Raw genomic sequence first — 14,853 nt, forward strand, 5'->3', positions numbered from 1 at the left:
GTGCTTCACGCCGTGACGCGGCCGCGCGCCACGCTGTGACGCGGCCGCGCGTCACACGGTGATGAACTGCGGGTGGGCGTGGCGCAGGAAGTCGTGGTGCGACACCTCCCACCCGTAGGCGCCGGTGCCGGCGAAGACGAGGACGTCGCCGGCCCGCACCGACGCGACGGCCGCGTCACGGGCGAGGACGTCCCGCGGGTTGCACTGCTCCCCGGCGACCGTGACCGTCGCGCCGGTGACACCTGGCCGTTCGAACGGGTAGGGCCACGCGTCGACGGGCAGCACCGTGAACGGGTGGCTGTACCCCCACGACGCCGGCAGCCGGAAGTGGTGCGTGCCGCCGCGGACGACGACGAACCACTGGCCGTGGGTCCGCTTCACGTCGATCACCTCGGTGGCGTACCAGCCGGCGGTCGCCGCGACGTACCGTCCGGGCTCCACGACGAGGGTCGCCCCGGCGGGCAGCTCCAGCCCGGCAAGCCCAGCCTGGAAGACATCCAGGTCGAAGCTGCCGCCAGTGCCGGTCGGGGCGGCGATGTCGACGCCGAACCCGCCGCCGACGTTGATGACCGGCTCGGTGACGCCCCACCTGCGGGCCGCGTCACCGGCCCAGGCGACCGCTTCGCGGATGAACGCGGCGTGCGCGGCGGCGTCCAGGTTGTTGGACACCGCGTGCAGGTGGAACCCCCGGACGTTTCGGGCGATCGCGAACGCTTCCGGCAGGAGCGCCTCGTCGATGCCGAACGCGGTCGGCACGCCCGCCATCGCGTGGGTGCCCGGCAGCGCCGGGTGCGCCCGGTTGACCCGCAGGCACACCTTCGCCCCGTCGTACACCAGCAGCCGCCGCAACTCGTGGAGACTCTCGACGTTCACGGTCGCGCCCGCCTCCACGGCGGCGCGCAGGTCGGCGTCGGTCTTCGCGGGCCCGCTGAAGATCGCCGGCAGCCCGGCCACCGCCCGCAGCTCACCGCCGGAGGCGACCTCGAAGGCGTCGACGTGGCCGCGCAGCGCCGTGACGACGTCCTCGTTGCCGTTGGCCTTCATCGCGTACGCGATCCGGGTCCCCTCCGGCAGCGCGTCGCGGAGCGCGGCCACGTTGGCGCGCAGCCGCTCCCGGTCGTAGACGTAGGCGCAGACGGGACGCCCGGCGCCGCGTATGGCCGCGGCCACGTTGGGGGGAACCACGCTTCGACTCCAGTTCATGCACCGGTAGGCTGGCCGACGATGCAGCTCGACTCCCGCGACCCGATCGCCCTGTGGCAGTACGCGGAACGGTATCTCGGCGTCGGGACCCGGACCTACAGCCCCTACGCCGGCGACCTCGACATCTCCGACGTCTACCACCCCCAGCTGGGCGCTCCGACGTTCCAGCTCCCGACGTTCCAGGTGCCGTCGCTGCGGACGGCGGCGTCCAGCCGCGTCGAGTCGTCGTTGCCGCGTCTGTACGAGGGGCTGCTGCCGGTCCATCCGGACGCCCTGGACGCTCCCGGCCTGGTGGGCCGCTCGCTGCTGGTCTCGTCGCCGCGTGGCCCGTCACTGACCGCGGTCCCGTCGGCGAACGCCCGCACCGTGTTCGTCACCGCCATCGACGGCCGCCCGGTCGAGCCGCACTTCGTGAAGCTGCACTACCCGCGCCGCCTGTCCCGCTTCACCCGGCGGCTGCGCCGCCCGATCATCGAGCTGCAGCTGTGGGTCTCCGACGAGCTCGTCCGCGTCGACGCCCCCATCCTGCCGGAGGTCGCCGGCGGCTGGTTCGGCACCGGCGACGACGCCGACGAGGACGCCTGGGGCTACCTGCTGCGCGCCGCCCGCCCGCTCGCGCCCGCCCCGGCGTGGACGGTGCCGCTGTTCGCCCTGTACGGCCGCGACCTGCGGCACCCGTCGGACCCCACGCTGCTGGAGCAGCTCGTCTCCGGGTTCGGCGAGGACCCGCTGACGTTCGTCGCGTCACGGATCGTGGCGCCGATGGTCCGGCTGTGGTCGGCGGTGGCCCGCCAGACCGGCTGCCCGTTGGAGACCCACGGCCAGAACACCCTGTTCGCGTTCGACGTCGACCGGCGCGAGACCCGCATCCTGTACCGCGACTGCGCCATCTACGTCGACGCGGCCCTCCGCGCCCGCCTCGGCCTGACCGGCCCTCTGCCGCCGACGAACGTCATCCCCCGGGACGTGCCGATGGCCGCGGACGAGGTGTTCAGCCTGACGTACGACAGCTTCATGGGCCACCACGCCCTGTCCTACGTCGCCGCGCTCGCCTCGTCGCTGTGGGACGTGCCCCCGGCGGCCCTGCACGCCGCGGCCCGCGAGGCCTTCACCGCGCAGGGCCTGCTCCCGCCGACGGTCTTCTACTACGACAACGTCCTGTACGACAACGGCGACTGGAAGCTCGTCGACACCGGCCAGCACCCCGACTGGCGCTGATCACCGCGGCAGCGGGCCGGTGCCGGAGCCCGTGGACGGTGCGGGACTGCTCCCACGGCCCACCGAGGAACGACCGGCCCCATGATGCCCGCCCCGCCCGCCGTGCACCGTTCCTGCCGGCGGCGGGGGCGCGGGCCGGGTCAGCGGGCGGTCTCGTGCTTCCAGAGGTCGATGAGGCCGCGGAAGTGCGCGACGAACCGGTCGTGCTCGTGCGGCGGGTACGTGGCGCGGACCGTCGACACGAGCAGCTCGTCGAAGTCCGCGGACGCGACCCACTCGGCGACCAGCGCCGGCACGTGCGGCAGCGCGGTGTCGCAGAACTCGCGGTAGTCGTCGACGGCGAGATAGTCGTCGGCGATGCGGCGGTACGCCGTGAGCTTGTCACGGTAGCCGAGCGCCGGATCGTCGGCGACGGCGAAGTAGCGGGCCGTGTCGAGGTCCAGGCCGGGTCGCCGGCCGGTGACGACGCAGAACGCCGACCAGCGCACGAGGGCCGTCATCGCCCACGGGAAGTAGTAGTGCAGGCTGGTGAGGGCGACGTCCGGGCACGCGTTCGCGTAGTCGATCGGGTACACGACGCCGTCGCGGACCAGGGACTCGCACGAGTTGAACTCCCACCGGAAGAACGCGTTGACGAGCCGGGAGATCGTGACGACCTCGTCGCCGACCGTGGCGTCGAGGAAGTCGTGCTCGACCGCGTACCGCTCGTGCATCGGCAGCTCCGGCCGGAACTTCATCACCATCGTCTCCGGGCCGATCGTCAGGGATCGGGTGAACACCTCGTACCCCTCGATCGACTGCTGCAGGTGCATGAGGCGCTCACCGGACTGGTCGTAGGCGGCGTGCAGCGCGGCGGAGCCGGTGATCCGGGACACCCCGACCCAGGCGCCGCCGTCGTACGGCTTCATGAACAGCGGGTAGCCGATGCCGTCGGCGACCGCGTCGAGGTCGAACGGCTGGTTGTAGCGCTCGGCGGTGTACGCCCACTTCGCGTGGTCGACCGGGTTCTTGTACGGCACGAGGACGGTCTCCGGCACGTGCAGCCCGAGCCGCATCATCGCGCAGTACGCGGCGTGCTTCTCCATCGACTGGAACGTGAACGGGCTGTTGAGCAGGTACACGTCGTCCATCAGCGCGACCTTCTTCAGCCACTCGCGCGGGTGGTAGTACCAGTACGCCAGGCGGTCGATCACGAGGTCGTGGGCGGGCCGGTCGCGCAGGTTGAACGGCTCGATGCTCACCCGCGCGGTCCGGAGGCGGTGGGAGGCGCCGTCACGGCCGCGGATCGGGCCGATCCGGCCGATCAGCGTCTCGAACGCGCGGGGCCAGTCCTGCTCAGTGCCGAGCAGCAGGCCGATGAGGTGGTCCATCCGTGAACTCCCGTCCATCCGTGAACTGCCGCAGCAGTGGGGGCAGGTGCGGGCCGAGCGCGTCGCGCCAGGTCGTCATCGAGTGACCGCCGGGCACCTCGATCAGCGGCACGCCCAGCCGCCGCGCCATGGCCCGGTTGTTGTACAGGTTCTCCTCGTCCCGCCCGCACGTCAGCACCGTCCTTGCCCCGGTCGGAGCGGCGACGTCGACGAAGTCCAGGATCCGCCGGTACCGCGGAAACCCCGCCTCCTGAGGGTCCAGCTCGGCGGTGAAGAAGCTCCCCGACTGCAGGAACAGCCCGGCGAAGGTGCCGGGCCGGCGATCCTCGGCATGCAGCAGGGCGAGCGCGCCGAGGCTGGCGCCGAGCCCGACGCGGGGGCCGGCCGGCAGCCGCGGGAGGACCAGGTCGACGAGCGCGTCGGCGTAGGCGGGGTTCGCCGAATACCACTCGCTGCGGTCCCCGGGGGACAGCAGCGCGACGTGCGCCCCGCGAGCGACGCTGGACAGGGCCGCGCCGTCCTCGTAGGCGGGCCCGTCGTGCGCGACGAGGACCACGGGCGCGCCGCCGGCCGGCGACACCACCCGGACCTCCAGGGTGCCGCCCAGCACCGGCACGCACAACGCGGTCACTCACGCACCATAGGGCAGGTGCCCGCCGGACGCAGGGCTCACGGGCTTCACCTCCGGCGGGGTGTCCGGCATGACGAGCCACAGGATCGGGTAGGCGAGGACCGCGGTCCCGCCGGTGAGCAGGACGGCGAGCAGGAACACTGCCCGCGCCATGGTCGGGTCGACGCCGAAGTACTCGGCGAGACCGCCGATGACCCCGGCGAGGGTGCGGTCGGCGCGCGAACGGCGGAGGCGCTTGATCTCGGTCATGGCTCAAGGTTGCCCGCCGGGGCCGCCCGGCGACCTCGGGTGAGGCCCTGAACGATCCCTGAGACGCCACCCCGAGCGGGTGACCGCCTCCTCTACCATCGCAGTCGTGGACGTCGATGATCGGGTGCGCCGGGCGTTCGCGGCGGGGGAGCGGCTGAGCCTCGGCGGCGCGGAGGTCGGCGCGGCGCTGCTCGTGGAGCTGCTCACGGCCGAGCCGCCCAGCCGGCGCGCGGCGCTGCGCCTGCACGACGCGAAGGTCACCGGCCGGCTGGAGCTGCCGTTCGCCGAGGTGACGTGCCCGCTGCTGGTCCAGGAGAGCGAGTTCGAAGAGGCGCCGGACCTGTACTGGGCGCGGCTGGCGTTCACCGGGTTCCGCGACACCAGCATGCCGGGCCTGCGGGCCGCCGGCGTGACGATCGCCGGGCACCTGCGGCTGTCCGGCGTCCGCAGCACGGGCATGATCAACCTGAGGGACGCGAAGATCGCCGGTGGGCTGCTGCTGGGCCGGGCGCGGCTCAGCGCCCCCGGCGGCACCGTGCTGTCCGCGGAGCGCAGCCAGATCGGCGGTGACCTCGTCGCCGAGGAGGGCTTCCACGCCGGCGGCACCATCCAGCTCTTCCAGGCCACCGTCACCGGCGGCGTGCACCTCGACGGCGCCACGATCGTCGCGCCCGCCGCCGCGACCCCGCCGCCGGACGGCAGCGCGGCCGCCTCCCGGTTCGGCGGGCGGAAGGGCCTGGACCTGGACAGCGCCACCGTCACCGGCGGCGTGTTCCTGCGCCGCGCCGACGTCGAGGGCGAGGTGAGCCTGCGCCACTGCACGGTCAGCGGGGTCGCCACGTTCTCCGGCGCGACTCTGCGCAACCGTGGCGGCGTCGCGCTGCGCCTGGACCGGGCCGACGTCGGCGGCGGCGTGCACCTGCTCGGCGGAGTGCAGGTCGACGGCGAGACCCGCCTCGTGGGCGCCCGGGTCGGCCGGGGCCTGCGCATGGCCGGCGCGACCCTGAGCAACTCCGGCGGGCACGCCCTGCGCGCCGACAACTGCACCGTCGAAGGGCCGGTCGACGGCCGGGACGGGTTCGCCGCGACCGGCGAGGTGTCGCTCATCGAGGCACGGGTCGGCGGGGCGGTGTTCCTCGAGGGCGCCCGCCTCGACAACCCCGGCGGCTCCTCGCTGCGCGCGACCGGGATCGTCACCGGGTCGCTGATGAACTGCTGCACCGGGTTCACCGCGACCGGCCGCGTCTCGATGAGCGCGGCGCGGATCGGCGGGAAGCTCTGCCTGCAGGAGGCCCACCTGGCGGCGCTGAAGTGCCTCGGCGCGGAGGCCGGCGAGGTCGACCTGCGCTTCGCCGCGCCGCCGACCGGCCCGGTCGACCTGCGCTACGTGCGGGCCACCCTGGTCCGCGACGATCCCGCCACGTGGCCCGCGGACCTGCGGCTGGACGGCCTCACGTACCAGACGCTGGATCCGCTGCTGGCGCCGCGGCAGCGCCTGGACTGGCTCGCCAGGGCCGCGGACAGCCTGCCGCCGCAGCCCTACGAGCAGCTCGCCGCCGTCTACCGGCAGCTCGGCCACGACGACGACGCGCGCACGGTCCTGCTCGCCAAGCAGCGCCGCCGCCGGGCGACCCGGCCGTGGTGGACGCGGTCCTGGGGCTGGCTGCAGGACGTGACCGTCGGCTACGGGTACCGCCCGCAGCGCGCCGCCGGCTGGCTGCTGGCGCTGCTCGTCGCCGGCACGGCGGTGTTCGCCGCTTGGCGGCCGGTGCCGGTCGATCCCGGTCAGCCGCCGCAGTTCCACCCGCTGGTCTACACCCTGGACCTGCTCCTGCCGATCATCGATTTCGGACAGGAGTCGGCGTTCCGGGCGACGGGTGCGGGGCAGTGGCTGGCGTTCGGCCTCATCGCCGCCGGCTGGACCCTCGCGACCACGGTCGCCGCCGGGTTCACGAGGGTCCTGAGCCGCAACTGAGGCCGCGACTGACGCCGCGGCGGCGACGTCAGCGGGCGTCCTGGCGGGGGATCAGGACCTCGCGGACGATGAGCTGGATCGCGGCGACGACCGGGATCGCGATCAGCGCGCCGACGACGCCCATGAGGGCCACGCCGAGCAGCACCGACAGGATCGCGGCCAGGTCGCTGACCTTCACCGCGCGGCGCATCACCGTCGGGTAGATCAGGTAGTTCTCCACCTGCTGGTAGATGACGAAGAAGATGACGCAGGCGATGCCGGCCGGGATGCTGGTGGCGAACCCGACAATGCTGACCACGATCGCGCCGAGGGTGGCACCGATCTGCGGGATGAGGTCGGTGATCGCGACCAGGACCGCCAGGGCGTAGGAGTACTTGACGTCGAGGATCAGCAGGAACACGAACGACGAGATGCCGGCGATGACCGCGATCGCGAGCGCGCCGCCGAGGTAGGCGCCGACCTTCATCAGGATCTCGTCGCCGAGCAGCGCGACCCGCCGGCGGCGGGAGGCGGGGACGAGCTTGTAGCCGCCCTCCTTCAGCCGGTCGAACGCGGCCATGAAGTACAGGGTCAGCACGATGACGGTCACGATGTTGAACAGGGCGCCGAACACGACCTGCGCGCCGCCCCAGACGCCGCCGAGCGCCTTGGTGACGTTGCCGGCGGTCGCCACGGCCTTCAGCTGGTCGAGCAGCTTGTAGTCCTCGTTGAGCTTGTTGAGCTGGTCCTGGTGGCGCAGGTTGTCGATGTAGGTCGGGAGGTTCTCGACCAGCGCCGCGGTCTGCGTCACCAGCGGCGGGATCAGCGCGAGCAGGCCGCCGCACAGCAGCAGCATCGCGCCGATGCCGACGGTCGCGACCGCGAGGACCCGGGGCATGCCCCAGCGGGTGAGCCGGACGACGGCGGGGTTGAGGCCGATCGCCAGGAACGCCGCGATGAAGATGAGGACCAGGATCGACCGGACCTGGTCGACCGCCTGGTACAGGCTGTAGGCCAGCAGCAGGCCGAGCCCGCCGAAGAGGCCGATGAGCAGCGGCGAGCGCCGCATCGGCGGCCCGGGCGTGCCGAACCGCGGCGGCGGCACCACGATGATGACGTCCTCCTCAGCGGGAGGCCCAGCGGGAGGCCCAGCGGGAGGCCCAGTGGGAGGCCCCGCCGGAGGCTCTTCGGAAGACTCCTCCTCAGGAAGATCTTCGAGGTCCTGATCGACCGACATCCCGGGCTCCCGCTGCAGACGAATAATGAAACGACCTTGGGGCAGGGTACCGGGTGGCGTCCAGGGAAGGTCGGTAGCGTAAGGGAATGGCTGATCTCGTGTACCCCCCGGTCATCGCGCTCGCGAAGACGATGTTCCGGCTGCTCAACATGCGTATCACCGTCGAGGGGGCCGAGCACGTGCCGACCACGGGTGGTGCGGTCATCGCCTGCAACCACGTTTCCTACCTCGACTTCATCTTCTGCGGACTGGGCGCCAACCCGTCGAAGCGGCTCGTGCGGTTCATGGCCAAGGAGTCGATCTTCCGGCACCGGATCGGCGGGCCGCTGATGCGCGGGATGCGGCACATCCCCGTCGACCGGGAGGCGGGCATGGCGTCCTACAAGGCGGCGCTGGAGAACCTGAAGGCCGGCGAGGTCGTCGGCGTGTTCCCGGAGGCGACGATCAGCCAGTCGTTCACCGTCAAGGACCTCAAGTCCGGCGCCACCCGGCTCGCCGCGGCCACCGGCACGCCGCTGGTGCCGATGGTGCTGTGGGGCACGCAACGGTTCTGGACCAAGGGTCACCCGAAGAACCTCAAGCAGCGCGGGGTGCCGATCACGATCATCGCGGGTGAGCCGCTGTACCCGACCCGCAAGGACAACGCCGACGCCGTCACCGCGGAGCTGCGGACCCGGATGACCGCGATGCTCGACCGGGCGCAGCGGGAGTACCCGGACCGTCCCGAGGGCGTGTTCTGGCAGCCCGCGCACCTCGGCGGCACGGCGCCGACCCCGGAGTCGCTGCTGGCCGCCGACTAGCTGAGCATGTTTCACTCAGTATCGTTCCCACCCCTGACATCAACGGAGGTTCCGTGACGACCGAGCCCACCACCACCCTCGCCCTGCTCGACGAGCTGGAGCCGGTGGTCGAGGCCAACCTCAACCGTCACCTGGCCACGGCCAAGGAATGGTTCCCGCACGAGTACGTGCCGTGGAGCCAGGGCCGCGACTTCGACGGCGTGCTCGGTGGTGAGGCGTGGGAGCCCGGCCAGTCGAAGCTGTCCGAGGTGGCGCGCACCTCGCTCATCGTGAACCTGCTCACCGAGGACAACCTGCCCAGCTACCACCACGAGATCGCCCTGGTCTTCGGCCGGGACGGCGCGTGGGGCACGTGGGTGCACCGCTGGACCGCGGAGGAGGGCCGGCACGGCATCGCGATCCGCGACTACCTCCTGGCGACGCGCGCCGTCGACCCGGTCGCCCTGGAGCGGGCCCGGATGGCGCACATGGAGGGCGGGTTCAGCAACGCGTACGAAGGGCTCATCGAGTCGGTGGCGTACGTGTCGTTCCAGGAGCTGGCGACCCGCGTGTCGCACCGCAACACCGGCGCCGCCAGCGGCGACCCGATCTGCGAGCAGTTGCTCGCCAAGGTCGCCAACGACGAGAACCTCCACATGATCTTCTACCGGAACCTGCTCAACGCCGCGTTCGACGTCGCGCCCAACGCTGCGATGCGGGCCGTGACGAAGGTCGCGAAGTCGTTCCAGATGCCGGGCCACACCATCGAGAACTTCGGCCGCAAGTCGGTCCAGATCGCCATGGCCGGCATCTACGACCTGCGCCTGCACCACGACGACGTGCTCGCCCCGGTGCTGCGGCAGGTCAGGGCATTCGAGCGGACCGGGCTGACCGGCGACGGCGAGGCCGCGCGCGAGGAGCTGTCGGCGTACCTGGCCGACCTCGACACGCAGGCGAGCCGCTTCGTGGAGCGGCGGGAGGCCACCCGGGCGCGGCAGTCCGCCCGGGCCGCCGTCTGAACGCGGTTACTCTTCGGGTACGCTCCAGCGACCGTTCCGTGCCCGTCACTGCCCGTCTGACCGTTTTTTACGCGGAATTCGGGTTGTTGACGGGTGCGGGAGTAACTCCCCGTACCGGAAGGCAGCATCGTCATGGCCAGACGTGTGATCCATGAGCTGATCGACGACCTCGACGGCGAGCTCGCCGACGAGAGTGTCAGCTTCGGCCTCGACGGCGTGCAGTACACGATCGACCTTTCCGCGAAGCACGCCGCTGAGCTGCGCGAGGCCCTCGCGTCGTTCATCGGCGCCGCGACCAAGGTCGGCCGTATCACCCCGGCCCCCACCGCCCCGGCTCGTCCGGGCGGCCGGGTCCGGCCGGTCCTGTCCGCCCGCGCCGAGCGGGAGCAGAACCGGGCCATCCGCGAATGGGCCCTGTCCAAGGGCATCGAGGTGTCCGACCGCGGCCGGATCCGTTCGGATCTCGTCGAGCGGTTCCACGCCGAGGCAGGACATTGAAGGTTCGTGTCACCACGCACTGAGGGCACTCGCGCACCGCGGGTGCCCTCAGTGTTCATGCCCTCGGTGCCGCACCCTCCGTGCCACGCCGACCAGCATCAGGCCGGCGATGACGAAGGCCGCCCCGGTGCCGGCGATCCGGCCGACCGGGTCGCCCGTGACGGCGAGGACGCCGCCGCCGGCGTCGCCGTACGCGGTCTGCGCGTACCGCGCGGCGACGGTCACCGCCATCGTCAGGAACCGCGCCTCCCCGCCCGTGTCGACGCCGGCCGCGACGAGCGTGTGCGGCCCGCCCGTGACGGCCTCCGGCACCGACACCTCGGCGCTGAACGCACCCGCGCCGTCGGTCATCGTCGTGGCGAGGACGAACGGCGTCGAGTAGATCGCCACCTTCACCGTCGAGTGCGGCGCGAAGCCCGACCCGGTCACCGTGAACAGCTCACCCGGCGCGACCTCGTCGCCGCTGGAGCCGCCGAGGTGCCCGACGCCCGCCGGCAGGTCCGCCGGCACCGTCACCTCGTGCGGCACCGCGACCTTCGCCGGCTCGCTCCACGCCGAGTTGCGGCCGTGCCGGCCGATCGCCATCACCGTCACCGAGTAGGTGTCGCCCCACTTCAGGCCGCTGATCGTGCACGTGTTCGCGGTCTCCGTCTCGCACACGCCCTGGTCGCCGCCCGGCGCGGTGGCCAGGGCCTGGAAGCGCGCCACCCCCGTGCCGGGCGCGCCGGCGATCCACGACACGGTGATCGCCTCGATCTTCGCCACCGCGGTCACCGCCGACGGCTCGCCGGGCGCGACGCTGGGCGTGCCCACCGCGGTCACCCACCCCGACGCGCCCGAGACCGCGCCGTCGCTGCGGACGCTCACGGTGTACGCGGTGCCGTTCGACAGGCCCTCGATCGTGCACGACGGGTGGGTGGTGACACAGTCGCGGCCGGGCTCCTCCTCGACGTGGACGGTGTACCCGCCGACCGCGTGGTCAGGGTCCCACGGCGCCCGCCACTCCACGAGCAGCTTCTGGTCGCCGGGAGTGACGACGAGATCGACCGGCTCGGGGATGTCCGCCGACTGTGCGCTCCCGCCGCCGAGGAAGACCGGCGCCGACGCCGCGCTCGGCGCCGAATCGCCGCCCGTGCCCTTCGCCACGACCCGGAACGTGTAGCCGACCCCGGGCTCCAGCCCGGTCACCGGGCACCAGGTGGTGGCGCCGTCGCCGGTCGCGCAGGTCTTCGAGGCGTCCTGCTCCGCGGTCACGACGTACCGGTCGACGCCGCCGGCCGGCCTCGTCCACACGACGCTCGCCGACGTCGCCGACGTGGCGGTGGCGTGCACGCCGGTCGGTGCGGCGGGCGGTCCGGCGACGACGACGCCCGACGTGGCGGGGGCGGACGGATCGGACGCGCCCGCACCGCCGTATGCGACGACCTTCACGGTGTACGACCCGCCCGCCGCGACACCGGCCCCGATCTCACAGGTGGCGGTGCCGGCGGTGGCGCCGAGGCAGCTACCCGCGACGGCCCCCTGCTGGTCGTACGCCGTCGCGACGTAGTGGTCGACGCCGGTCCCGTCGTGGGTCCACGTGACCCTGAGGCCGCCGTGCACCGGCACCGCACCGACGCTCGTGGGCGCCTGGATCGCGGCCATCACCCCGGCCGTGCTGACGTCCACGCCACCGTCGTCCGCCGGTTCGGTGCCGGACGGCGGTGGCGCGGACGGGTCGGCGCCCGCCGCGTCGCCGTCTGAAGGCCCGCCGCTCGGAGAGCTGCTGGCGGCGGGTTCGGCACCGGTGGGCTCGCCCGACGGCGCCGCGCCGCTCGGCGGGCCGGCCGTCGCGGCGGCGCCGGAGGGGTCGCTCGGGGCGGGGCCGGACCCCGCGACCGGGTCGGCGGCGGTCGCGTCGTCGATTACGGCGTCGGCCGGGTTGCCGTCGGCGTCCAGCGGCACGCGCCCAGGAGTCGCCGCGCCCGCCGCGCCCGCCGCGCTCGTGCTGCCGGCCGGGCTCCTCGTGGCGGTCGAGGCGGCGCCGCTCGACGGTCGCGTGCCTGGTCGCGCCTTCGGCGCCCGGCTGGAGGCGGCCGGTGCGGGCGCCGGCACGGTCACCGCCGCGCCCGACGGCCCCGGGGAGGCGGTGCCGCCGCCCATCAGCCCGGCGAACGCCGGACCTCCCGTGACGACCAGCCCCATGAGCCCCGCGGTCACCAGCGCGAGACCGGTGCGCGCCCGCCGGCGGCCCGATCCGGAGCGACCCGTGGCACTCGACGTCAACCCGGACTGCTCACGCATCCCGACCCCCGTCACGACGACCGTCACGCCCCCAAGACGCGAACACGTTTCGCAATCTAACGACTACAAAGCGCGAGCATCGCGGATTCCGGGATCCGGGTCGAGTCCAGTCCGCCGGCACGAGGATGGTGGTCAGCAGCCGGCGGGTGCGGCCTTCGGGTGGTAGCGCCGCCCGCCGGGCGGACACCTCGCGCTGTTCGGCGATCAGCGCGGTGAGTTCCCCGTCGGTCAGGTGCGGCGCCGGCTGCCGGTAACCGGCCATGTCGCGGCCCAGGGCATCACGCACCACAGACCCTGATCCGTCACACACGCATCAGGGCACCGGGCGGCGGGTGCGTGGGGTGAGGTGGGCGCGCTCGCCCTGGGAGCCGAACATGGTGAGCACCTCCGCGGGGTGCGGGCCGTCGCTGCCGATCCAGTGGGGGGTGCGGGTGTCGAACTCCGCGGCCTCCCCGGGGCCGAGCCGGAGGTCCTGGGTGCCGAGCACGAGCCGGACGTGGCCGTTGAGAACGTAGAACCACTCGTGACCGTCGTGGGTCTGGAGCTTCACGGTGGGGGAGCGGCCGGCCGGTGGATAGATCACCTTGTACGTCTGGACGCCGCCGGGGCGGTTGGTCAGCGGGATGACGGTCAGGCCGGAGCGGCGGACCGGGCGCAGGTGGATGCGGGGGTCGCCGGTGGGCGGGGCGGCGACCAGGTCGTCGAGCGGGACGCCGTGGGCGCGGGCCAGGGGCAGCAGCTGCTCGAGGGTGGGGCGGAGCTTGCCGGTCTCCAGGCGGGACAGGGTGCTCGCGGTCAGGCCGGTCTCGGCGGCCAGGCCCGCGAGGGTGGCGTTGCGGGAGCGGCGCAGCGCGCGCAGGCGCGGCCCGACCCCAGCGAGCACGTCGTCCATGCCCCCAGCATGCGGATCCGCAACAGAAGTTGCAACCGTGGCACGGCCCGGACGACCGTGGAGGGCATGAGCGACGCCGAGCACTTCTGGGACGAGCACTACCGCACGCACCGTTCGCCCGGGCAGCGGGCCAACCCGCTGCTCGTCGAGACCGCCGGGCAGCGGACCCCCGGCGCCGCGCTGGACCTCGGCTGCGGGGCGGGCGGTGACACGTTCTGGCTCGCGCGGCGCGGCTGGCGGGTCACCGCGGTCGACATCTCCGGCACCGCCGTCGAACGGATCCGGGCCCGAGCCGGCGACCTCGACGTGACCGCGGAGCGGCACGACCTGGCGACGAGCTTCCCGGGCGGGACGTTCGACCTGATCTCCGCGCAGTACCTGCAGACACCGCTGCCACTGGACCGCGCCCGCGTGCTGCGGACCGCGGCGGCGGCACTGCGCCCCGGCGGGCTGCTGCTGGTCGTCGACCACGGATCGATCGCGCCCTGGTCGTGGAACCAGGACCCGGCCACACGCTTCCCCACCCCGGACGAGGTCGCCGCCGAGCTGGCGCTCGACCCGGCGCGGTGGGTCAAGCGCCGGGCCGACATGCCGCGGCGCCGCGCGACCGGACCCGGCGGGCAGACCGCCACCGTCACCGACAACGTCCTGCTGATCGAGCGGACCGGCTGAGCTACGAGAAGAGCGCCTCCGGCGCCGCGTCCACCACGCGATCCACGTCGAGGTCGAACCCGTCGTCCGTCACTCGAGGTTCTCACGCGACATCGGCGGGCCGATCCGCAGGTCGCGGAACGTCGCCTCGAGGCCGGCGCCCTCCGGCGAGCAGCACATGACGCCGACGTCGACCGTGCCGGGCAGGTCGAGGTGGCCGAGGCGCAGCAGCTGCCACGGCCCGTCGCCGGCGCGGCAGTGCACGGCCAGCGCGTCGCCGAAGCGGGTCACCCTGATCGTGGTGTCGGCGGCGGCACCGGTGACCGGCGCCATCGACACGTCGGACCAGCCGTCGGTGAGGACGGTGCCGACGTGCAGGGCGCCGGACGTGAGCTCCACGCCGGACTTCAACCAGGTGCGCTCGTCGGCGCGGACCATCATCCCGGCCTGGTCGAAGCGGGTCGTGTACGACGCCGACACGCGCACCTCGGCGGTGAAGTCGCCGGTCACCGGCCGGTGGAAGAAGTGCCCGTTGTCGGTGGTCCAGCCGTAGAACGTCTGCCGGAAGAAGTCGGTGCGCGGGCCGGTGACGGCGCGCAGGACGCCGCCGTCGACCGACCAGCTGGGCGGCTCGTTCAACCACGCCATCGTGTCCAGCACAGCGACGAGCTTAACCGTCCTTCTCCTGCGGGTGACGGCGCACCGAGCCGCCGCCGAGCTCGCGCACCCGGTCGGCGACCTGCGGCAGCTCCCGGACGAGGGAGCGCAGGTAACCGACCAGGCGGGTGGTGTCCATGGACTGGCCGATCTCGTACCACTGGCCGCCGGAAGGAGTCACCCGCGGAGGTGGTCGCTGCGGAGCCGGGAGC

15 protein-coding genes are annotated in these 14,853 nt (G+C 73.1%); 6 read left to right on the plus strand and 9 right to left on the minus strand.

Going from position 1 to position 14,853, the window contains the following annotated elements; genetic code table 11:
* Window positions 1-51: 51 nt before the first annotated feature.
* On the minus strand, window positions 52-1,185 hold the full coding sequence (locus ACFY3L_RS03450; protein ID WP_389318282.1) for a type III PLP-dependent enzyme: 1,134 nt from the start codon (window positions 1,183-1,185) through the stop codon (window positions 52-54).
* Window positions 1,186-1,224: 39 nt separating this feature from the next.
* Between ACFY3L_RS03450 and ACFY3L_RS03455 the strand changes: the two genes are divergently transcribed.
* Window positions 1,225-2,421, plus strand: a complete 1,197-nt coding sequence (locus tag ACFY3L_RS03455; protein WP_389318284.1) for a hypothetical protein — start codon at window positions 1,225-1,227, stop codon at window positions 2,419-2,421.
* A 140-nt stretch (window positions 2,422-2,561) separates the two neighbouring features.
* Here ACFY3L_RS03455 and ACFY3L_RS03460 read toward each other — a convergent pair whose 3' ends face one another.
* The 3 genes from ACFY3L_RS03460 to ACFY3L_RS03470 are packed head-to-tail and all read right to left on the minus strand — an operon-like array spanning window position 2,562 to window position 4,671.
* Window positions 2,562-3,791, minus strand: a complete 1,230-nt coding sequence (locus ACFY3L_RS03460) for a RimK family alpha-L-glutamate ligase (protein WP_389318286.1) — start codon at window positions 3,789-3,791, stop codon at window positions 2,562-2,564.
* The gene (locus tag ACFY3L_RS03465) at window positions 3,757-4,422 is read right to left on the minus strand and encodes an alpha/beta hydrolase (protein ID WP_389318288.1); all 666 of its coding nucleotides are present in this window, start codon (window positions 4,420-4,422) and stop codon (window positions 3,757-3,759) included. Before ACFY3L_RS03465 ends, ACFY3L_RS03460 begins: the two co-directional genes overlap by 35 nt.
* Entirely contained in the window at window positions 4,423-4,671 is a 249-nt protein-coding gene (locus ACFY3L_RS03470; RefSeq protein ID WP_389318290.1) for a PspC domain-containing protein, read from the minus strand.
* A 106-nt stretch (window positions 4,672-4,777) separates the two neighbouring features.
* On the opposite strand from ACFY3L_RS03470, the gene ACFY3L_RS03475 reads away from it, so the two are divergent.
* On the plus strand, window positions 4,778-6,646 hold the full coding sequence (locus ACFY3L_RS03475) for a hypothetical protein (RefSeq protein WP_389318292.1): 1,869 nt from the start codon (window positions 4,778-4,780) through the stop codon (window positions 6,644-6,646).
* 28 nt (window positions 6,647-6,674) lie between these two features.
* On the opposite strand, the gene ACFY3L_RS03480 is transcribed toward ACFY3L_RS03475, so the two are convergent.
* The gene (locus tag ACFY3L_RS03480; protein WP_389318294.1) at window positions 6,675-7,862 is read right to left on the minus strand and encodes an AI-2E family transporter; all 1,188 of its coding nucleotides are present in this window, start codon (window positions 7,860-7,862) and stop codon (window positions 6,675-6,677) included.
* Between the two features lie 86 nt (window positions 7,863-7,948).
* Here ACFY3L_RS03480 and ACFY3L_RS03485 point away from each other — a divergent pair, with 86 nt between their 5' ends.
* The 3 genes from ACFY3L_RS03485 (at window position 7,949) to ACFY3L_RS03495 (ending at window position 10,158) form a co-directional block, all read left to right on the plus strand.
* Window positions 7,949-8,662 carry a lysophospholipid acyltransferase family protein gene (locus ACFY3L_RS03485; RefSeq protein WP_389318296.1) on the plus strand — a complete coding sequence of 238 codons (714 nt, stop codon included), beginning with the start codon at window positions 7,949-7,951 and terminating at the stop codon, window positions 8,660-8,662.
* Window positions 8,663-8,715: 53 nt separating this feature from the next.
* Entirely contained in the window at window positions 8,716-9,660 is a 945-nt protein-coding gene (locus tag ACFY3L_RS03490) for an acyl-ACP desaturase (protein ID WP_389318298.1), read from the plus strand.
* 132 nt (window positions 9,661-9,792) lie between these two features.
* Window positions 9,793-10,158, plus strand: coding sequence for an Lsr2 family protein (locus ACFY3L_RS03495; RefSeq protein WP_389318300.1), 366 nt, complete (start codon window positions 9,793-9,795; stop codon window positions 10,156-10,158).
* Window positions 10,159-10,206: 48 nt separating this feature from the next.
* Here the strand turns inward: ACFY3L_RS03495 and ACFY3L_RS03500 are convergent, their stop codons facing one another.
* Both ACFY3L_RS03500 and ACFY3L_RS03505 read right to left on the minus strand, forming a co-directional pair.
* Window positions 10,207-12,468 carry a fibronectin type III domain-containing protein gene (locus ACFY3L_RS03500; RefSeq protein WP_389318302.1) on the minus strand — a complete coding sequence of 754 codons (2,262 nt, stop codon included), beginning with the start codon at window positions 12,466-12,468 and terminating at the stop codon, window positions 10,207-10,209.
* Window positions 12,469-12,754: 286 nt separating this feature from the next.
* Window positions 12,755-13,333, minus strand: a complete 579-nt coding sequence (locus ACFY3L_RS03505) for a helix-turn-helix domain-containing protein (protein WP_389318304.1) — start codon at window positions 13,331-13,333, stop codon at window positions 12,755-12,757.
* Window positions 13,334-13,399: 66 nt separating this feature from the next.
* Here ACFY3L_RS03505 and ACFY3L_RS03510 point away from each other — a divergent pair, with 66 nt between their 5' ends.
* The gene (locus tag ACFY3L_RS03510) at window positions 13,400-14,005 is read left to right on the plus strand and encodes a class I SAM-dependent methyltransferase (RefSeq protein ID WP_389318306.1); all 606 of its coding nucleotides are present in this window, start codon (window positions 13,400-13,402) and stop codon (window positions 14,003-14,005) included.
* Window positions 14,006-14,074: 69 nt separating this feature from the next.
* Here ACFY3L_RS03510 and ACFY3L_RS03515 read toward each other — a convergent pair whose 3' ends face one another.
* Window positions 14,075-14,632, minus strand: a complete 558-nt coding sequence (locus ACFY3L_RS03515) for a DUF1349 domain-containing protein (protein WP_389319133.1) — start codon at window positions 14,630-14,632, stop codon at window positions 14,075-14,077.
* Window positions 14,633-14,654: 22 nt separating this feature from the next.
* A complete protein-coding gene (locus ACFY3L_RS03520; RefSeq protein WP_389318308.1) occupies window positions 14,655-14,822 on the minus strand; it encodes a hypothetical protein in 168 nt (55 codons plus the stop codon).
* Window positions 14,823-14,853 lie beyond the last annotated feature (31 nt).

Origin of the sequence: Dactylosporangium sp. NPDC000521 (assembly GCF_042898305.1) — a bacterium.
Classification (GTDB): Bacteria; Actinomycetota; Actinomycetes; order Mycobacteriales; family Micromonosporaceae; genus Dactylosporangium.

What these genes read in the sequence shown, in the direction of transcription:
- ACFY3L_RS03455 (WP_389318284.1), top strand. Translation starts at nt 1,225, where the DNA reads ATGCAGCTCGACTCCCGCGACCCGATCGCCCTGTGGCAGTACGCGGAA.
- ACFY3L_RS03460 (WP_389318286.1), bottom strand. Translation starts at nt 3,791, where the DNA reads ATGGACCACCTCATCGGCCTGCTGCTCGGCACTGAGCAGGACTGGCCC.
- ACFY3L_RS03470 (WP_389318290.1), bottom strand. Translation starts at nt 4,671, where the DNA reads ATGACCGAGATCAAGCGCCTCCGCCGTTCGCGCGCCGACCGCACCCTC.
- ACFY3L_RS03480 (WP_389318294.1), bottom strand. Translation starts at nt 7,862, where the DNA reads ATGTCGGTCGATCAGGACCTCGAAGATCTTCCTGAGGAGGAGTCTTCC.
- ACFY3L_RS03485 (WP_389318296.1), top strand. Translation starts at nt 7,949, where the DNA reads ATGGCTGATCTCGTGTACCCCCCGGTCATCGCGCTCGCGAAGACGATG.
- ACFY3L_RS03495 (WP_389318300.1), top strand. Translation starts at nt 9,793, where the DNA reads ATGGCCAGACGTGTGATCCATGAGCTGATCGACGACCTCGACGGCGAG.
- ACFY3L_RS03505 (WP_389318304.1), bottom strand. Translation starts at nt 13,333, where the DNA reads ATGGACGACGTGCTCGCTGGGGTCGGGCCGCGCCTGCGCGCGCTGCGC.
- ACFY3L_RS03510 (WP_389318306.1), top strand. Translation starts at nt 13,400, where the DNA reads ATGAGCGACGCCGAGCACTTCTGGGACGAGCACTACCGCACGCACCGT.
- ACFY3L_RS03515 (WP_389319133.1), bottom strand. Translation starts at nt 14,632, where the DNA reads ATGGCGTGGTTGAACGAGCCGCCCAGCTGGTCGGTCGACGGCGGCGTC.